The following is a 16,747-nucleotide window of genomic DNA, read 5'->3' on the forward strand; positions in this document are numbered from 1 at the left end:
GAGCAAGTGGCTGACACACATCTGGACCACAATGTTTTGAGTGCGCTACAGGACGTGATGGAAGAAGAGTACCCCGTCTTGCTGGATACCTTTCTGAGTGACTCCGAAGAGCGTTTGCTGGCGTTGCGCAAGGCCGGCGATGCCGAGCAGTTGGGTGCAACGGCGCACAGTTTCAAAGGCAGCAGCAGCAATATGGGCGCGCTTAGGCTCGCCGAGTTGTGCAGTCAACTTGAGCAGCGAGCCAAGACCCTCTCGTTGGCTGATGTTGAACAACTGGTGGCAGACATTGACGGCGAGTTCGCGATTATTCGTCCCCTTTATGAGGCTGAACGCCAGCGTTCCCTTGCGCACACCGCAACCGTTCGGCGTTTTTAACGACTATTGGGTCGACATGGCTCGACCCTTGCAGCCAACTCCGCAACTGTACCCATGATCCCAGTGCAGCGGAGATCGCTTTATGCCCGTTTCGCCCAACATACTGCTTCAGGCCGCCGCGACGGCCAAGGCTCAAGCCGCCCCCGTCAATACGCCGGTGGTGGCCGCTGCGCCTGCGGACAAAGCGTCCAGCTTTGCCAGCGTCTACGCCAAGCAGGCTCAGAGCAAACCCGCGGCATTGGCTGAGGGACCGGTGAAGCCGGCCCGTGAAAAAGCGTCGGACAGCACCGGTAAAAAGGACGTTAGCAAAGACAAGTCTGCCGCCCCTGAGCCGACTGTTGCCGATAGCGGCAAATCCTTGCCCGCCGATAAACCGGCGTCCAGTGATGGTAAAACTGCCAGCGACACGGCACCGGACGCTAGTCAGGCGCCGGTAGCAGATGCCCCTCCGATCGATCCGGCACTTGATCCTGCGCTGATGCAGGCGGTGCAGCCGGTGGTGCCCACGCCTGAGCCGGCTACCCCGCCAGTGACGATTGCTACAGAATCGCCGCCACTCGCCGCGCCTGTTGCCGCTGCCGTTGCTGCGCCCGCTGTTGCTCCCGCGCCGGTCTCCGGCAGCGTTTTCGATCCTGAGGCGGACCCACTCGACGCGCTTCCGGCCCTGCGTTTGGCCATGGAGCAGGGTGGCCATGTTTCCGCTTCAAGCCAGGTCCAGACCAAAGCGGCATCGACGGATGCTCAGCCCGACGGTGAGTTGACGTCGGCACAGAATTTCACCACCGGTATGGCGAGCATGCTCGATGTCCAGGCCGACAAAGACAGCACCAGTCAGGGCGGCGACAAAGCGTTCGGTGGTCTGATCCAGGACGGTCTGAAAGATGTGAAGTCCGCCAGTAGCGATACCCGTGTCGACGATTTCGCCAACCGTCTGGCGGCACTGACCCAGGCCGCTACTCCGAAAACCGCCAACGCTACACCGGTGAATCAGCCGATCGCCATGCATCAGAGCGGCTGGACTGACGAAGTGGTAAACCGGGTCATGTACCTGTCCAGTGCCAACCTCAAATCTGCCGACATCCAATTGCAGCCGGCGGAACTCGGGCGCCTGGATATTCGGGTGAACATGGTCCCGGATCAGCAGACCCAAGTGACGTTCATGAGCGCTCATCCGAGCGTCCGTGAGGCGCTGGACGGGCAGATGCATCGTTTGCGTGACATGTTTGCGCAGCAGGGCATGGGCCAGGTCGATGTCAACGTCTCCGACCAGTCGCGTGGCTGGCAGGGGCAAGGTCAGGATCAGCAGGCACAGCAGGGGCAGGGCGGGCGAGCCGGCGCCAGTGGTGGTCGGGTTGATGGCATGGATGAAGAACTTGCACCGACGGTCGCTGAAGTAGCGGCAAGCACGACCCGGGTCATCGGCTCCAGCGCCGTAGACTATTACGCCTGATCAGACGTGTGGGAGTGAGCAGGCTCGCTCCCACCTTTGTTTTTCGCCCGCCGTTCAGTCACTGTCTCCTCTACCTTGCGCCACTTCTGGCATAACACTTGCTCTTGCCTTGCCGTGCGACTGTGAAAACCTGAATAGTGACGGATTATTGGCATGGCGAAGAGCGAAGCAGAAGTAGCAGTAAAAGACCCCGCAACCAAAGGCAAACTCAAGCTGATCATTATGATCGTGGTGGCGGTGCTGCTCGCGATCGGTCTGTCTGTGGGGGCAACCTGGTACTTCATGCACAGTGCCCAGAGTAAACCTGCCGCAGCGGCTGAAACAGCCCCGGCCGGCAAGCAGGCAGCGGTCTTCGAACCAATGGCGCCAGCCTTCGTCGCCAACTTCAACCAGAACGGCCGTCAGCGCTACCTGCAAGTGAGCATTACCCTGCAGGGCCGTAATCAGGCCGACATGGACGCGCTCAAGGTTCACATGCCGGTTATCCGCAATAACCTCGTGATGCTGTTTTCGGGCCAGGATTTCGCCACGCTGGCGACCCCGGTCGGCCAGGAAATGTTGCGTCAGAAGGCCACGGCCAGCGTTCAGGAAGTGGCGCAGAAAGAACTCGGCAAAGTGGTGATCGAACAGTTGCTTTTCACTAATTTCGTACTGCAGTAGGAACACGACATGGCCGTGCAGGACCTGCTGTCCCAGGATGAGATCGACGCGCTGTTGCATGGTGTCGATGATGGTCTGGTACAGACCGATAACGCCGCCGAGCCAGGCAGCGTCAAAAGCTACGACCTGACCAGTCAGGATCGCATCGTCCGTGGACGCATGCCGACCCTGGAAATGATCAACGAGCGTTTCGCCCGCTACACCCGCATCAGCATGTTCAACATGCTGCGCCGCTCGGCGGACGTTGCGGTCGGGGGCGTGCAGGTCATGAAGTTCGGTGAATACGTACACTCTCTGTACGTGCCGACCAGTCTCAATCTGGTCAAGATCAAACCATTACGCGGCACCGCCCTGTTCATCCTCGACGCCAAACTGGTGTTCAAACTGGTGGATAACTTTTTCGGCGGTGACGGCCGGCACGCGAAGATCGAAGGGCGTGAATTCACCCCCACTGAACTGCGTGTGGTGCGCATGGTGCTGGAGCAGGCCTTCGTTGATTTGAAAGAAGCCTGGCAAGCGATCATGGAAGTGAACTTCGAGTACATCAACTCGGAAGTGAACCCGGCCATGGCCAACATCGTCGGCCCGAGCGAAGCGATTGTGGTGTCCACATTCCACATCGAACTCGATGGCGGTGGCGGTGATCTGCACGTGACCATGCCGTACTCGATGATCGAGCCAGTACGTGAAATGCTCGATGCTGGCTTCCAGTCCGACCTCGACGACCAGGACGAACGCTGGATCAACGCCCTGCGTCAGGACGTACTCGACGTTGATGTACCGATTGGCGCCACGGTTGCCCGTCGCCAACTGCGCCTGCGGGACATCCTGCACATGCAGCCGGGGGACATTATCCCGGTGGAAATGCCGGAAGAAATGATCATGCGCGCCAACGGCGTGCCTGCGTTCAAGGTCAAGATGGGCTCGCACAAAGGCAACCTCGCGTTGCAAGTGATCGAGCCGATTGAGCGCCGTTGACCGGCGCTCCACACCTTTGACTTTTAACTGACTGCTTCTCACTGAATTTTTGCCCGCCGAGGACAAATGATGAACGATGAAATGAACGCCCAGGACGACCAGGCGCTGGCTGATGAATGGGCTGCGGCCCTGGAAGAAACCGGTGATGCCAGCCAGAGCGACATTGATGCCTTGTTGGCTGCCGATGCTGGCCACTCGTCGTCCAACCGTCTGCCGCTGGAAGAGTTTGGCAGCGTGCCGAAAAACAATAACCCGGTGACCCTGGACGGCCCTAACCTGGATGTGATCCTCGACATCCCGGTATCGATTTCCATGGAAGTGGGCAGCACCGACATCAACATCCGCAACCTGCTGCAACTCAACCAGGGTTCGGTGATTGAGCTGGACCGTCTGGCCGGCGAGCCGCTGGATGTTTTGGTCAACGGTACACTCATCGCCCACGGTGAAGTGGTGGTGGTCAACGAGAAGTTCGGTATCCGCCTGACTGACGTGATCAGCCCAAGCGAACGCATCAAGAAGCTGCGCTGAGTGAAAAGGTTACTGGGGTTTGCGCTGGCATTGCCGTTCAGCGTACTGGCTGGCGAGCCGGTCGCGACAGCCATTGTGAGTGCCACCGCCGCACCCGCTGTCAGTGCGGGTGTGGGTGGGCAGTTGACGCAACTGGTGTTCGGCCTGCTGCTGGTGCTGGGGTTGATCTTCTTCCTCGCCTGGTTGCTACGCCGTGTGCAGCAGGCCGGACCTGCCGGCAAGGGGCACGTGATCGAGATTGTCGGCGCCCGCGCACTGGGCCCGCGTGACCGCTTGATGCTGGTGCAGGTCGGCAACGAGCAGATTCTGCTTGGCCTGAGCCCTGGCACCATCACGGCGTTGCATGTGCTCAAGGAACCGGTGCAGGTGCCGAGTGGGACTGAAAAGTCGACCCCGGAGTTTGCTCAGCGCCTGATGGAGCTGATGGGCAAGGATCAGAAGGATAAGAAGTAATGGGTGCGTTACGCATCGTCTTGACGCTGGCACTGATGCTGGCCGCACCGCTGGTATTGGCTGCCGATCCGTTGTCGATTCCGGCCATCACGTTGGGCACCAATGCCAACGGTGCCCAGGAATACTCGGTCAGCCTACAGATTCTGCTGATCATGACCGCGCTGAGCTTCATTCCAGCGTTCGTCATGCTGATGACCAGTTTCACCCGGATCATCATCGTGTTTTCGATCCTGCGTCAGGCCCTGGGCCTTCAGCAGACCCCGTCGAACCAGATTCTCACCGGCATGGCGTTGTTCCTGACCATGTTCATCATGGCCCCGGTGTTTGATCGGGTGAACAACGACGCGTTGCAGCCGTACCTGGCGGAAAAGCTCACCGCCCAGGATGCCGTGGCCAAAGCTCAAGTGCCGATCAAGGACTTCATGCTGGCCCAGACCCGCACCAGCGATCTGGAGCTATTCATGCGCCTGTCCAAGCGCACGGACATAGCCACGCCGGATCAGGCGCCGCTGACCATTCTGGTGCCGGCCTTCGTCACGTCGGAGCTTAAAACCGCGTTCCAGATCGGTTTCATGATCTTCATTCCATTCCTGATCATCGACCTCGTCGTGGCCAGTGTGCTGATGGCCATGGGCATGATGATGCTCTCGCCGTTGATCATTTCCCTGCCGTTCAAAATCATGCTGTTCGTGCTGGTCGATGGCTGGGCGTTGATCATAGGCACCCTGGCGAGCAGTTTCAGCGGAGTGTCGCCATGACGCCGGAAGTTGCCGTCGATATCTTTCGTGAAGCGCTGTGGCTGACCACCATGATGGTCGCCGTGCTGGTGATCCCGAGTCTGCTGGTGGGGCTGCTGGTCGCGATGTTCCAGGCAGCGACCCAGATCAACGAACAGACGCTGAGCTTCCTGCCGCGTCTGTTGGTCATGCTGGTGACACTGATCGTGGCGGGTCCTTGGCTGGTCCAGACCTTCATGGAATATATCCTCCAGTTGTACGGCAATATTCCTATGGTCATCGGCTAAGGCATGTCACTGCTTCAGTTGACCGACACCCAGATCAGTAGCTGGGTGGCTTCGTTCATGTTGCCGCTGTTTCGCGTCGGTACGTTGCTGATGCTCATGCCGATTTTCGGCACAACCCTGGTGCCCCGGCGTGTGCGGGCGTATATGGCGCTGGCGATTACGGTGGTCATTACGCCGGCCCTGCCGCCGATGCCCCCGGTCAATCCACTGGACCTCAGCGGGCTGCTACTAATCGGCGAGCAGATCATCATCGGCGCGGTGATGGGCTTCTCCTTGCAGCTGTTCTTCCAGGCGTTCGTGGTGGCGGGACAGATCGTTGCGATTCAGATGGGCATGGGCTTCGCCTCGATGGTCGACCCCACCAACGGGGTGTCGGTGGCCGTCATCGGGCAATTCTTCACCATGCTGGTGACGTTGTTGTTCCTGTCCATGAACGGCCATCTGGTGGTCTTCGAAGTCCTCACCGAAAGCTTTACCACGCTGCCGGTCGGCAGCGGGTTTATGGTTAATCATTTCTGGGAACTGGCTGGCAAGCTCGGCTGGGTGCTGGGCGCGTCGCTGGTGTTGGTGCTGCCCGCGATCACCGCGTTGCTGGTGGTCAACATTGCGTTTGGCGTGATGACCCGGGCGGCGCCGCAACTGAACATCTTCTCCATTGGCTTTCCACTGACCCTGGTGCTCGGGATGTTCATCTTGTGGGTCAGCCTCGGCGACATCCTCAACCAGTTTCAACCCATGGCCTCTGAGGCCTTGCAGTTTTTACGTGAACTGGCACAGGCGCGCTGAGCATGGCTGAGAGCGAAAGTGGTCAAGACAAAACAGAAGACGCCACCGACAAGAAGAAAAAAGACGCCCGTGACAAGGGTGAGGTGGCGCGCTCCAAGGAACTCAACACCCTGGCGATCATGCTCGTCGGTGCCAGCGCCCTGCTGATTTTCGGCGGGGCGTTGGCTCAGGACATGATGGAGTTGATGCGCCTGAACTTCTCGCTGCCCCGTGAGGTGATTCTGGATCAGCGCTACATGAGCACCTACCTGATGCATTCGGGGCAGATTGCCCTGTGGGCAATTCAGCCGATCATGATTTCTTTGGTGCTGGCGGCAATTATCGGTCCGATTTCCCTGGGCGGCTGGCTGTTCGCGGCAGACTCCATGGCGCCCAAGTTCAGCCGAATGAACCCGCTCAGCGGCCTTAAGCGGATGTTTTCCAGCAAGGCGCTGGTGGAACTGCTCAAGGCCTTGGCCAAATTCATCATCATCCTGTTCGTGGCGCTGGCGGTGTTGTCGTCAGACATCGACGACCTGCTGCGTATCGCCCATGAACCGCTGGATCAGGCGATTATTCACAGCCTGCAAGTGGTCGGCTGGAGCACCCTGTGGATGGCCTGCGGGCTCATCATCATCGCGGCGGTGGACGTGCCGGTGCAGTTGTGGGAAAGCCACAAAAAACTGCTGATGACCAAGCAGGAAGTGCGTGACGAGCACAAGGATCAGGAAGGGCGGCCCGAGGTCAAGCAGCGCATTCGTCAGCTTCAGCGCGAAATGTCCCAGCGCCGAATGATGGCTGCGATCCCGGATGCCGACGTGATCATCACCAACCCGACCCACTACGCGGTTGCGCTCAAGTACGACCCGGAGAAGGGCGGGGCGCCGATGCTGGTTGCCAAGGGCAGCGACTTCCTGGCGTTGAAAATTCGCGAAATCGCGGTGGCCAATAACGTCATGCTCCTCGAATCGCCGGCTCTGGCGCGTTCGATTTATTACTCCACCGAACTCGATCAGGAAATCCCCGGCGGGCTGTACCTGGCGGTGGCGCAGGTACTGGCCTACGTCTACCAGATCCGCCAACACCGCGCCGGCAAGGGCAAGCGCCCGGACCCGCTCAAGGGCGACTTGCCGATCCCGCCGGATTTGCGCCGCGATTCTTGAGGGTGGTCTCGGTAATGCTGGGCGATGGCCGCTTTTTTTTACGCTGTTGTCCCGGCGCCAACAACTCGAAACCTTTGGCATCATTGAAAGACTTCACCGCCTCTCTGGACATGATCAGTGCTCCGCTGCCCGGTTTTACCGGGCCTGGTACACCCCATCGAATACCCAAAAGCTCACGCTGGCTACTGTTAGAACTAACAGGCGCTGGGGCAGTTCGGCTGCGCGTCAATCCCGATAAGACAAACCCCGCCCGATTCACCGGCAGCTCACCGAGCATGATGATCTGCGGGATCGCCGGCGTCGTGTTGTGCTGTGTGCTTTTTCAGGCGTAGAGGTGTTGCGGCCTGGCTCTCAACGAGCAGCGATGCTTCGCGCGAATCAAAAAAATATCCAGCGTCAGACTGTCGGTCTGTTCGCCCTGGCGTGACTCTATTTCGGTGGTCGGCAAAAGTTGGAAGGCTTCTTGCACTAGTCGCTTTGCGTCTGCTTCAGGCGTCAAAAGTTTTGCTTTAAAGGAACGAGGAAAGCCGGTGGATCGCTCTCAGCTAATCAACAGTGCTCGCACAAACGTCGCCGACTTGAGTCGGGGCAATCTGGGTGTGCCGCTGCTGCTGCTGGTCATGCTGGCGATGATGATGTTGCCGGTGCCGCCGTTCCTGCTGGACGTGTTTTTCACGTTCAACATCGCCTTGTCGATTGTCGTGTTGCTGGTCTGCGTCTACGCCTTGCGGCCGCTGGATTTCGCGGTGTTCCCGACGATTCTGCTGGTGGCGACGCTCATGCGCCTGGCGCTGAACGTGGCCTCCACGCGGGTCGTAATGCTCCACGGTCAGGAAGGGCACGCCGCCGCCGGCAAGGTGATTCAGGCCTTCGGTGAGGTGGTGATCGGCGGTAACTACGTGGTGGGTATCGTGGTTTTCGCGATCTTGATGATCATCAACTTCGTCGTTGTGACCAAGGGCGCCGGGCGGATTTCCGAGGTGAGCGCGCGTTTCACCCTCGATGCGATGCCCGGCAAACAAATGGCGATTGACGCCGACCTTAACGCCGGCCTGATTGATCAGCCCCAGGCCAAGCTGCGCCGCATGGAAGTGGCTCAAGAGGCCGAGTTTTATGGCTCCATGGACGGTGCCAGCAAGTTCGTGCGTGGTGACGCCATCGCCGGCCTGCTGATTCTGTTCATCAACCTGATCGGCGGCATGGCGGTGGGTATCTTCCAGCACGGCATGAGCTTCGGCGACGCCGGCAGGGTTTACGCCTTGTTGACCATCGGTGACGGTTTGGTGGCGCAATTGCCATCACTGTTGTTATCCACAGCGGCGGCGATCATGGTGACCCGTGCTTCCGGTTCGGAAGACATGGGTAAACAGATCGGTCGTCAGATGTTCGCCTCACCCAAGGCGCTGGCGGTGGCGGCAGGCTTGATGGCGGTCATGGGCCTGGTGCCCGGCATGCCGCATTTCTCCTTTCTCAGCATGGCGGCGCTGGCAGCGGGCGGCGCGTACCTGTTCTGGAAGAAACAAAACGTGGTCAAGGTGCAGGCGCTGCAAGAGGTCAAGCGTCAGCAGGAACTGTTGCCATCGCCTGCCCGTGCTCAGGAAACCAAAGAGCTGGGCTGGGACGATGTAACGCCTATCGACATGATTGGCCTGGAAGTGGGTTATCGCCTGATTCCGCTGGTGGATCGCAACCAGGGTGGTCAGTTGCTCGCGCGGATCAAGGGAGTGCGTAAAAAGCTCTCCCAGGATTTGGGCTTTTTGATGCCGACTGTGCATATCCGTGACAACCTCGACCTGGCGCCAAGCGCCTATCGCTTGACCCTGATGGGCGTGATCCTGGCCGAAGCCGAGATTTACCCGGACCGTGAGTTGGCGATCAACCCAGGGCAGGTCTACGGCACGCTCAATGGCATTACCGCCAAAGATCCGGCTTTTGGTCTGGAGGCGGTCTGGATCGAAATCAGTCAGCGTGCCCAGGCGCAATCCCTGGGTTACACCGTGGTCGATGCCAGTACGGTAGTGGCAACCCACTTGAACCAAATTTTGTACAAACACTCTAGTGAGCTGATTGGCCACGAAGAAGTGCAGCAACTCATGCAATTGCTGGCCAAAAGCTCGCCAAAACTGGCCGAAGAGCTGGTGCCAGGCGTGGTGTCGCTGTCGCAGTTGCTCAAGGTATTGCAGGCGCTGCTGGCTGAACAGGTGCCGGTTCGTGACATACGCAGCATTGCAGAAGCCATCGCTAACAATGCCGCCAAGAGTCAAGATACTGCCGCTCTGGTGGCGGCTGTGCGCGTCGGCGTATCCCGCGCAATCGTCCAAAGCATTGTAGGGACTGAGGCGGAGCTACCAGTTATCACTCTGGAGCCAAGGTTGGAACAGATATTGCTCAATAGTCTGCAGAAGGCAGGACAAGGCTCGGAAGAGGGCGTTCTGCTGGAGCCAAGCATGGCAGAGAAGCTGCAGCGCTCGTTGATCGAAGCCGCGCAGCGTCAAGAGATGCAAGGTCAACCGGTGATTCTGCTGGTGGCCGGTCCGGTTCGCGCGATGCTTTCGCGATTCGGTCGGCTGGCAGTGCCGGGTTTGCACGTGTTGGCTTATCAGGAAATTCCTGACAACAAGCAAGTGACCATCGTTGCGACAGTAGGGCCCAACGGCTGAGGTAGTGGTTTATGCAAGTTAAGCGTTTTTTCGCCGCCGATATGCGTCAGGCCATGAAACTGGTTCGTGATGAGTTGGGGGCTGATGCCGCCATCATTGGTAATCGCCGGATCGCTGGCGGTGTCGAACTAACGGCTGCCCTGGATTACAAGCTGTCGGCGCTGGCGCCGCGTGTTCCGAACATTGAACTCGAAGATGAATTGCGCAAGACGCAGTCGCGGATCGTCACTGCCCAGGCCGAGCTGAGCCTGCGTGGCGAGGGCGAAACCGAAGGCGACCAGACCACCAATCGCCAACTGTTTGCCGGTCTGCCGTTGACCGCCGCTGAGCCGCTGGTCGAGCCGACTTACACTCAGCCGCGGCGCCCTGCGCCGGCCCCGGCCTACGCCGCTGGCGGTGTCGATCCGCGAGCATTTGACTCGATGCGTTTCGAACTCAATAGCTTGCGCGAGTTGATGGAAGTACAGCTTGGCTCCCTGGCCTGGAATCAACTGCAAGGCAGTCGCCCCGCCCAGGCTAATCTCTGGCGTCGCTTGCAACGCATAGGCCTGTCTGGCCCGCTGTCGCGCGATCTGCTGGCGATGATTTCTGACATTGAAGAACCCCGTCAGGCCTGGCGCATGTTGTTGGCGCACCTGGCGCGGATGATCGCCACCCCCGAAGTCGAACCTCTGGAAGAGGGTGGCGTGATTGCGATGGTCGGCCCTGCGGGCATGGGCAAGACGACGACGCTGGCCAAACTGGCGGCCCGTTATGTACTCAAGTACGGCGCGCAGAGCATCGCGCTGGTGAGCATGGACAGCTACCGCATTGGCGCTCAGGAGCAACTCAAGACCCTGGGCCGGATTCTCAATGTGTCGGTGACCCACGTCGATCCGGGTCAGTCCCTGGCGCAGGCGCTGGATCCACTGTTGCGCAAACGCGTGGTGCTGATCGACACCGCCGGCCTCCAGGCCAGCGACCCGGCGCTGCGCATGCAACTTGAAAGCCTGGCCGGCCGTGGCATCAAATCGAAGAATTATCTAGTGCTGGCAACCACCAGCCAGAAGCAGGTCCTGGCGGCCGCTTATCACAGTTACAAGCGTTGCGGTCTGGCTGGGTGCATCCTGACTAAATTGGATGAAACGGCGAGTCTGGGCGAGGTGTTGAGCCTGGCCATCAGTCATGAATTGCCGGTGGCGTATCTCACCGACGGCCCGCGGATTCCGGATGATTTGCATCTGCCGCGTCGTCACCAGTTGGTCAGTCGCGCGGTGAGCGTGCAAATGCAGGAAGAGCCCAGCGAAGAAGCTATGGCTGATATGTTCGCTGATATCTACCACAGCCCGACCAAACAGGTCGGCTGAGGTATTCATCAACAGTTTTTGTACCTACATCGATGGCCTGCCATGCATTGTTCCGATGGTGAACGCGCAGCCAGTAATGTGGCCTCCGTCTAAGTAAGACAAGGTAAAGAAATAACATGGGCAGCATGCATCCCGTACAGGTGATCGCGGTGACCGGCGGCAAAGGTGGCGTCGGGAAGACTAACGTGTCAGTAAACTTGTCCCTGGCTCTAGCTGAGCTTGGCCGACGGGTCATGCTGCTGGACGCTGACTTGGGATTGGCCAACGTCGACGTTCTACTGGGTCTCACACCCAAACGGACGCTGGCCGACGTGATTGAAGGTCGCTGCGAGCTGCGCGACGTTTTGTTGCAGGGCCCTGGCGGTATTCGGATCGTTCCCGCGGCGTCCGGCACGCAGAGCATGGTGCATCTGACACCGGCCCAACACGCCGGCCTGATTCAGGCGTTCAGCGATATCGGTGACAACCTTGACGTCCTGGTGATCGACACGGCCGCAGGCATTGGTGACTCGGTCGTCAGTTTCGTGCGCGCTGCGCAAGAAGTGCTGCTGGTGGTCTGTGACGAGCCGACCTCGATCACGGATGCCTACGCCTTGATCAAACTGCTAAACCGCGATTACGGCATGAACCGCTTCCGGGTCCTGGCCAACATGGCACAGAGCCCGCAGGAAGGTCGCAACCTGTTCGCCAAGTTGACCAAGGTCACAGACCGTTTCCTTGACGTCGCCTTACAATACGTCGGCGCCGTGCCTTATGACGAAAGCGTGCGCAAAGCCGTGCAGAAGCAGCGCGCCGTCTACGAAGCCTTTCCGCGTTCCAAGTGCTCACTGGCGTTCAAAGCCATTGCACAAAAGGTCGACACTTGGCCGCTGCCCGCCAACCCGCGCGGCCACCTGGAGTTTTTTGTCGAGCGTCTCGTGCAACAAACCGCAGGGCCCGTCCTATGACATCAAGTGGCTACAACCTCTACAAGAAGTCTGCACGTGACTCACAATACGAGCTGATTGAGCGTTACGCGCCACTGGTCAAACGCATTGCTTACCATTTGCTGGCGCGTCTGCCGGCCAGTGTCCAGGTCGAAGACCTGATCCAGGCCGGTATGATCGGGCTACTGGAAGTCTCAACCAAATACGACGCCAGCAAAGGTGCCAGCTTTGAGACCTACGCGGGCATTCGAATCCGCGGCGCGATGCTTGATGAAGTCCGCAAGGGCGACTGGGCACCACGTTCCGTTCACCGCAATACGCGAATGGTGAGCGACGCAATTCGTTCTATTGAAGCTAAAACCGGCCGTGACGCTAAAGATCACGAGGTTGCGGCCGAACTCCAATTGAGTCTCGACGATTATTACGGGATTTTGAACGATACCTTGGGCAGTCGGCTCTTCAGTTTTGACGACCTGTTGCAGGACGGCGAACACGAAGGACTGCACGAGGATGGCGCCAGTGCTCATACGGAGCCGTCACGTGATCTGGAAGATGAACGGTTCCAGGCCGCGCTGGCGGACGCGATTGCCAATTTGCCGGAGCGTGAGCGGCTGGTGTTGGCGCTGTACTACGACGAAGAGCTGAACCTCAAGGAAATCGGTGAGGTCCTGGGGGTCAGCGAATCGCGGGTCAGCCAGTTACATAGCCAGTGCGCGGCCCGTTTGCGGGGGCGTTTGGGGGAGTGGCGAGCGCGCTGAAGGCAGTGTGGGGGACACTGCGAACGAGGCTGGTGCGGTGATGAACGGCACCGGTCTTGCTCTGTTGTGCTCCACGCAGTCATCGAGTGCTTTGCCGGATTGATTGAAATGGCGCGTCCAGGTGCTGGGCGCGTTTAAGACTGCTTGGAGGTCGAATTGGACAAGAACATGAAAATCCTCATCGTTGATGACTTCTCAACGATGCGGCGGATCATTAAAAACCTGTTGCGTGACCTTGGGTTCACCAACACGGTCGAGGCTGACGATGGCATTACTGCCATTCCGGTTCTCAACAGCGGGAGCATCGACTTTCTGGTAACGGACTGGAACATGCCTGGCATGACCGGTATCGATCTGCTGCGTCATGTACGTGCCGATGAAAAGCTCAAGCACCTGCCGGTGCTGATGGTGACCGCTGAAGCCAAGCGCGAGCAGATCATCGAAGCGGCCCAGGCCGGTGTTAACGGCTATGTGGTCAAACCCTTCACGGCCCAGGCGTTGAAAGACAAAATCGAGAAAATTTTCGAACGCATCGGTTGAGAAACTGCGCCACGGGGGAGCTATGGAGCATAACGAATCTTCACAGGGCGATTTTGAATCGACCCTGAAAAAACATGCGCGCGAACTGGTCGACAGCCTTGAAAAAGGTAAATTCGGCGATGCTGTGCAACTGATCCATGAGCTCAATCAGACCCGTGACCGAGGCCTGTATCAGGAAGTGGGTAAGCTCACTCGTGAGCTGCATAGCGCGATTGTCAATTTTCAGATCGATCCGCACATGCCGCAAGCCGAGGAAGTGTCACAGATCACGGACGCCACCGAGCGTTTGGGTTACGTGGTCAAGCTGACTGAGGCCGCCGCTAACCGCACCATGGACCTGGTGGAAAACGCCACGCCGCTGGTCAATGGTCTGAGCCAGGAAGCTCAGGCGTTGAGCACCGACTGGGGACGGTTCATGCGTCGCGAAGTCGGGGCCGAAGAGTTCCGCGAGCTGGCTCGGCGAGTCGACGGTTTCCTGACACGCAGCAGCGAAGACAATCGCGTGGTGTCGAGCAACCTCAACGACATTCTGCTGGCCCAGGATTACCAGGACCTCACCGGTCAAGTGATCAAGCGCGTCACCCAACTGGTCACCGAAGTCGAAAGTAATTTGCTCAAACTGGTGCTCATGGCAAGTCAGGTAGACCGCTTTGCGGGCATCGAACATGACCGTGATGCGATGCTGGCTGAAAAAGATCCACAAAAACATCTCTCTCAGGGTGAAGGTCCGCAGATTCATGCCGATAAAAGAGAAGACGTTGTGTCCGGTCAGGACGATGTGGACGATTTGCTTTCCAGCCTTGGATTTTAGGTTTTTAAACCTGTAGGAGCACCCCATACATGAGCTTCGGCGCCGATGAAGAGATCCTTCAGGATTTCCTGGTTGAGGCCGGCGAGATTCTAGAGCTACTGTCCGAACAACTGGTCGAACTTGAAAGCCGACCGGATGATGCAGACTTGCTCAATGCAATTTTTCGCGGTTTTCACACTGTAAAAGGGGGCGCCGGCTTCCTCCAGCTCAACGAGCTGGTGGAGTGCTGTCACATCGCCGAGAACGTGTTCGATATCCTGCGCAAGGGTGAACGTCGCGTCGACTCGGAACTGATGGATGTGGTTCTCGAAGCACTGGATGCGGTGAACGGCATGTTCACTGAAGTCCGCGAGCGCGGCCCGATCACGGCCGCCACTCCAGAGTTGCTTGCAGCGTTGGCCCGTCTGGCCGAGCCGCAAAGCGCCGACGAAGTAGCACCTGTTGCCCACGTGGCCGAAGAACCGGTGGCCGAAAGCGAATCAGGTGACATCACTGATAACGAATTCGAACAACTGCTGGACTCGCTGAACGCCGTCAAGGCCCAGGCCGAGGCCCCGACAGCTGCGCCAACCCCCGCCAGCGCCGAGGTGGGTAGCGACGAAATCACTGATGCCGAGTTCGAGTCGTTGCTCGATCAACTGCACGGTAAAGGCCAGTTCGCTGTCGATGCGGTGACCGCACCTGCTGCGCCTGTCGCCTCCGCGCCGAAAGTGGCAGGCGACAGTTCGGACATCACCGACGACGAATTCGAGGCATTGCTCGATCAGCTGCATGGCAAGGGCAACTTTGCCGTGGAGGCGCTGGAGTCGGCGATTGCTTCGGCTCCGACACCGGCTGCGCCAACCGCCAAAGCGGCGGGCGGCGATCTGATCACCGACCACGAATTCGAGTCGCTGCTCGACGAATTGCACGGTAAAGGCAAGTTCACTGAGGTAGGCACCGGTTCTGCGTCGTCTTCGGTGGCGGCTCCAGTGGCCAAGGCGCCTGCGCCGAAACCCGTGGCCAAAGCGCCTGAGCCTAAAGCCGAGGCGCCGAAACCGGCCGCTGCTGCTCCGGCACCTGCCCGCGCTCCCGCCACGCCGTCACCGGAAAAACCGGCCAGTGAAGCCGAGACCACCGTGCGGGTTGATACCGCGCGTCTCGACGAAATCATGAACATGGTTGGCGAGCTGGTACTGGTGCGTAACCGCTTGGTACGCCTGGGCCTCAACAGCGGCGACGAAGCCATGTCCAAGGCTGTGTCGAACCTTGATGTGGTCACGGCTGACCTGCAAACCGCGGTGATGAAAACCCGGATGCAACCGATCAAGAAGGTCTTCGGGCGCTTCCCGCGTCTGGTTCGCGACCTGGCCCGCCAGCTCAAGAAAGAGATCAACCTGGAGCTGGTCGGCGAAGAAACCGACCTCGACAAGAACCTCGTCGAGGCCCTGGCCGACCCGCTGGTCCACTTGGTGCGCAACGCGGTCGACCATGGCATCGAGTCGCCGGAAGAGCGCGAAGAGTCTGGCAAGGCTCGCGGTGGCAAGGTGATCCTGGCTGCCGAACAGGAAGGCGACCATATCCTGCTGTCGATTTCCGATGACGGCAAAGGCATGGACCCGCACGTCTTGCGTGCCATCGCGGTAAAACGCGGGGTGATGGACAAGGATGCGGCAGATCGGTTGAGCGATACCGAGTGCTACAACCTGATTTTCGCACCGGGCTTTTCGACCAAAACCGAGATATCCGATGTGTCCGGTCGTGGCGTGGGCATGGATGTGGTGAAAACCAAGATTTCCCAGCTCAACGGTTCGATCAACATCTACTCGACCAAGGGCCAGGGTTCGAAGATCGTCATCAAGGTGCCACTGACCCTGGCGATCATGCCGACGCTGATGGTCATGCTCGGCAACCAAGCGTTTGCGTTCCCTCTGGTGAACGTCAACGAGATCTTCCACCTCGACCTGTCACGCACCAACGTGGTGGACGGTCAGGAAGTGGTGATCGTGCGGGACAAGGCACTGCCGTTGTTCTACCTCAAACGCTGGCTGGTCAGCTCCGCGGCTCACGAAGAGCAGCGCGAGGGCCATGTGGTGATCCTTTCGGTGGGCACTCAGCGGATCGGTTTTGTCGTCGATCAACTGGTCGGCCAGGAAGAAGTGGTCATCAAGCCATTGGGCAAAATGCTCCAGGGAACCCCGGGCATGTCCGGCGCCACCATCACCGGTGACGGCCGTATTGCACTGATTCTGGATGTCCCGAGCATGCTCAAGCGTTACGCCGCACGGCGTATTTGATTCTGGTGGGGCGGGGCGACTGAGCCTCGCTCCG

Annotated in this window: 17 protein-coding genes; all 17 read left to right on the forward strand. The window is 59.1% G+C overall.

What is annotated here, in order from left to right:
* The first annotated feature begins 6 nt into the window (after positions 1–6).
* On the forward strand, positions 7–375 hold the full coding sequence (locus RHM68_RS07750; RefSeq protein WP_322221561.1) for an Hpt domain-containing protein: 369 nt from the start codon (positions 7–9) through the stop codon (positions 373–375).
* An 82-nt stretch (positions 376–457) separates the two neighbouring features.
* Positions 458–1,825, forward strand: a complete 1,368-nt coding sequence (locus RHM68_RS07755; RefSeq protein ID WP_322221563.1) for a flagellar hook-length control protein FliK — start codon at positions 458–460, stop codon at positions 1,823–1,825.
* Positions 1,826–1,978: 153 nt separating this feature from the next.
* Positions 1,979–2,485 carry a flagellar basal body-associated protein FliL gene (gene fliL / locus RHM68_RS07760; RefSeq protein ID WP_322221565.1) on the forward strand — a complete coding sequence of 169 codons (507 nt, stop codon included), beginning with the start codon at positions 1,979–1,981 and terminating at the stop codon, positions 2,483–2,485.
* 9 nt (positions 2,486–2,494) lie between these two features.
* A complete protein-coding gene (gene fliM, locus RHM68_RS07765; protein WP_322221567.1) occupies positions 2,495–3,463 on the forward strand; it encodes a flagellar motor switch protein FliM in 969 nt (322 codons plus the stop codon).
* A gap of 69 nt (positions 3,464–3,532) precedes the next feature.
* Positions 3,533–3,991 (forward strand): flagellar motor switch protein FliN, encoded by a 459-nt coding sequence (gene fliN / locus RHM68_RS07770; protein ID WP_416195228.1) that lies wholly within the window; start codon positions 3,533–3,535, stop codon positions 3,989–3,991.
* Positions 3,992–4,444 (forward strand): flagellar biosynthetic protein FliO, encoded by a 453-nt coding sequence (fliO, locus tag RHM68_RS07775; RefSeq protein WP_322221571.1) that lies wholly within the window; start codon positions 3,992–3,994, stop codon positions 4,442–4,444.
* On the forward strand, positions 4,444–5,202 hold the full coding sequence (fliP, locus tag RHM68_RS07780; protein ID WP_322221573.1) for a flagellar type III secretion system pore protein FliP: 759 nt from the start codon (positions 4,444–4,446) through the stop codon (positions 5,200–5,202). The genes fliO and fliP overlap by 1 nt, the downstream gene beginning before the upstream one ends.
* On the forward strand, positions 5,199–5,468 hold the full coding sequence (gene fliQ / locus RHM68_RS07785) for a flagellar biosynthesis protein FliQ (protein ID WP_322221575.1): 270 nt from the start codon (positions 5,199–5,201) through the stop codon (positions 5,466–5,468). The genes fliP and fliQ overlap by 4 nt, the downstream gene beginning before the upstream one ends.
* A 3-nt stretch (positions 5,469–5,471) precedes the next feature.
* Positions 5,472–6,254, forward strand: coding sequence for a flagellar biosynthetic protein FliR (fliR, locus tag RHM68_RS07790; RefSeq protein WP_322221577.1), 783 nt, complete (start codon positions 5,472–5,474; stop codon positions 6,252–6,254).
* 2 nt (positions 6,255–6,256) lie between these two features.
* Positions 6,257–7,396: a flagellar biosynthesis protein FlhB gene (flhB, locus tag RHM68_RS07795; RefSeq protein WP_322221579.1), complete on the forward strand. Its 1,140-nt coding sequence runs from the start codon at positions 6,257–6,259 to the stop codon at positions 7,394–7,396.
* A 530-nt stretch (positions 7,397–7,926) separates the two neighbouring features.
* Positions 7,927–10,056 carry a flagellar biosynthesis protein FlhA gene (flhA, locus tag RHM68_RS07800; RefSeq protein WP_322221581.1) on the forward strand — a complete coding sequence of 710 codons (2,130 nt, stop codon included), beginning with the start codon at positions 7,927–7,929 and terminating at the stop codon, positions 10,054–10,056.
* An 11-nt stretch (positions 10,057–10,067) separates the two neighbouring features.
* Entirely contained in the window at positions 10,068–11,402 is a 1,335-nt protein-coding gene (gene flhF, locus RHM68_RS07805) for a flagellar biosynthesis protein FlhF (protein ID WP_322221583.1), read from the forward strand.
* Between the two features lie 116 nt (positions 11,403–11,518).
* Positions 11,519–12,349, forward strand: coding sequence for a flagellar synthesis regulator FleN (fleN, locus tag RHM68_RS07810; RefSeq protein WP_045058906.1), 831 nt, complete (start codon positions 11,519–11,521; stop codon positions 12,347–12,349).
* A complete protein-coding gene (fliA, locus tag RHM68_RS07815; protein ID WP_322221585.1) occupies positions 12,346–13,086 on the forward strand; it encodes an RNA polymerase sigma factor FliA in 741 nt (246 codons plus the stop codon). Before fleN ends, fliA begins: the two co-directional genes overlap by 4 nt.
* 168 nt (positions 13,087–13,254) lie before the next feature.
* Positions 13,255–13,626, forward strand: a complete 372-nt coding sequence (locus tag RHM68_RS07820; protein WP_008072643.1) for a chemotaxis response regulator CheY — start codon at positions 13,255–13,257, stop codon at positions 13,624–13,626.
* Positions 13,627–13,648: 22 nt separating this feature from the next.
* Positions 13,649–14,437 carry a protein phosphatase CheZ gene (locus tag RHM68_RS07825; protein ID WP_322221589.1) on the forward strand — a complete coding sequence of 263 codons (789 nt, stop codon included), beginning with the start codon at positions 13,649–13,651 and terminating at the stop codon, positions 14,435–14,437.
* 29 nt (positions 14,438–14,466) lie between these two features.
* Positions 14,467–16,713, forward strand: coding sequence for a chemotaxis protein CheA (locus RHM68_RS07830; RefSeq protein WP_322221591.1), 2,247 nt, complete (start codon positions 14,467–14,469; stop codon positions 16,711–16,713).
* Positions 16,714–16,747 lie beyond the last annotated feature (34 nt).

This window comes from Pseudomonas sp. DC1.2, assembly GCF_034351645.1.
Taxonomy (GTDB): domain Bacteria; phylum Pseudomonadota; class Gammaproteobacteria; order Pseudomonadales; family Pseudomonadaceae; genus Aquipseudomonas.

Bases quoted from the DNA above. Each gene is read 5' to 3' on its own strand.
- RHM68_RS07825 (WP_322221589.1), top strand. From the start codon at position 13,649: ATGGAGCATAACGAATCTTCACAGGGCGATTTTGAATCGACCCTGAAA.
- fliL (WP_322221565.1), top strand. From the start codon at position 1,979: ATGGCGAAGAGCGAAGCAGAAGTAGCAGTAAAAGACCCCGCAACCAAA.
- flhF (WP_322221583.1), top strand. From the start codon at position 10,068: ATGCAAGTTAAGCGTTTTTTCGCCGCCGATATGCGTCAGGCCATGAAA.
- fliQ (WP_322221575.1), top strand. From the start codon at position 5,199: ATGACGCCGGAAGTTGCCGTCGATATCTTTCGTGAAGCGCTGTGGCTG.
- fliN (WP_416195228.1), top strand. From the start codon at position 3,533: ATGAACGATGAAATGAACGCCCAGGACGACCAGGCGCTGGCTGATGAA.
- fleN (WP_045058906.1), top strand. From the start codon at position 11,519: ATGGGCAGCATGCATCCCGTACAGGTGATCGCGGTGACCGGCGGCAAA.
- RHM68_RS07820 (WP_008072643.1), top strand. From the start codon at position 13,255: ATGAAAATCCTCATCGTTGATGACTTCTCAACGATGCGGCGGATCATT.
- fliP (WP_322221573.1), top strand. From the start codon at position 4,444: ATGGGTGCGTTACGCATCGTCTTGACGCTGGCACTGATGCTGGCCGCA.
- flhB (WP_322221579.1), top strand. From the start codon at position 6,257: ATGGCTGAGAGCGAAAGTGGTCAAGACAAAACAGAAGACGCCACCGAC.
- fliM (WP_322221567.1), top strand. From the start codon at position 2,495: ATGGCCGTGCAGGACCTGCTGTCCCAGGATGAGATCGACGCGCTGTTG.
- RHM68_RS07830 (WP_322221591.1), top strand. From the start codon at position 14,467: ATGAGCTTCGGCGCCGATGAAGAGATCCTTCAGGATTTCCTGGTTGAG.
- fliR (WP_322221577.1), top strand. From the start codon at position 5,472: ATGTCACTGCTTCAGTTGACCGACACCCAGATCAGTAGCTGGGTGGCT.
- fliA (WP_322221585.1), top strand. From the start codon at position 12,346: ATGACATCAAGTGGCTACAACCTCTACAAGAAGTCTGCACGTGACTCA.
- RHM68_RS07755 (WP_322221563.1), top strand. From the start codon at position 458: ATGCCCGTTTCGCCCAACATACTGCTTCAGGCCGCCGCGACGGCCAAG.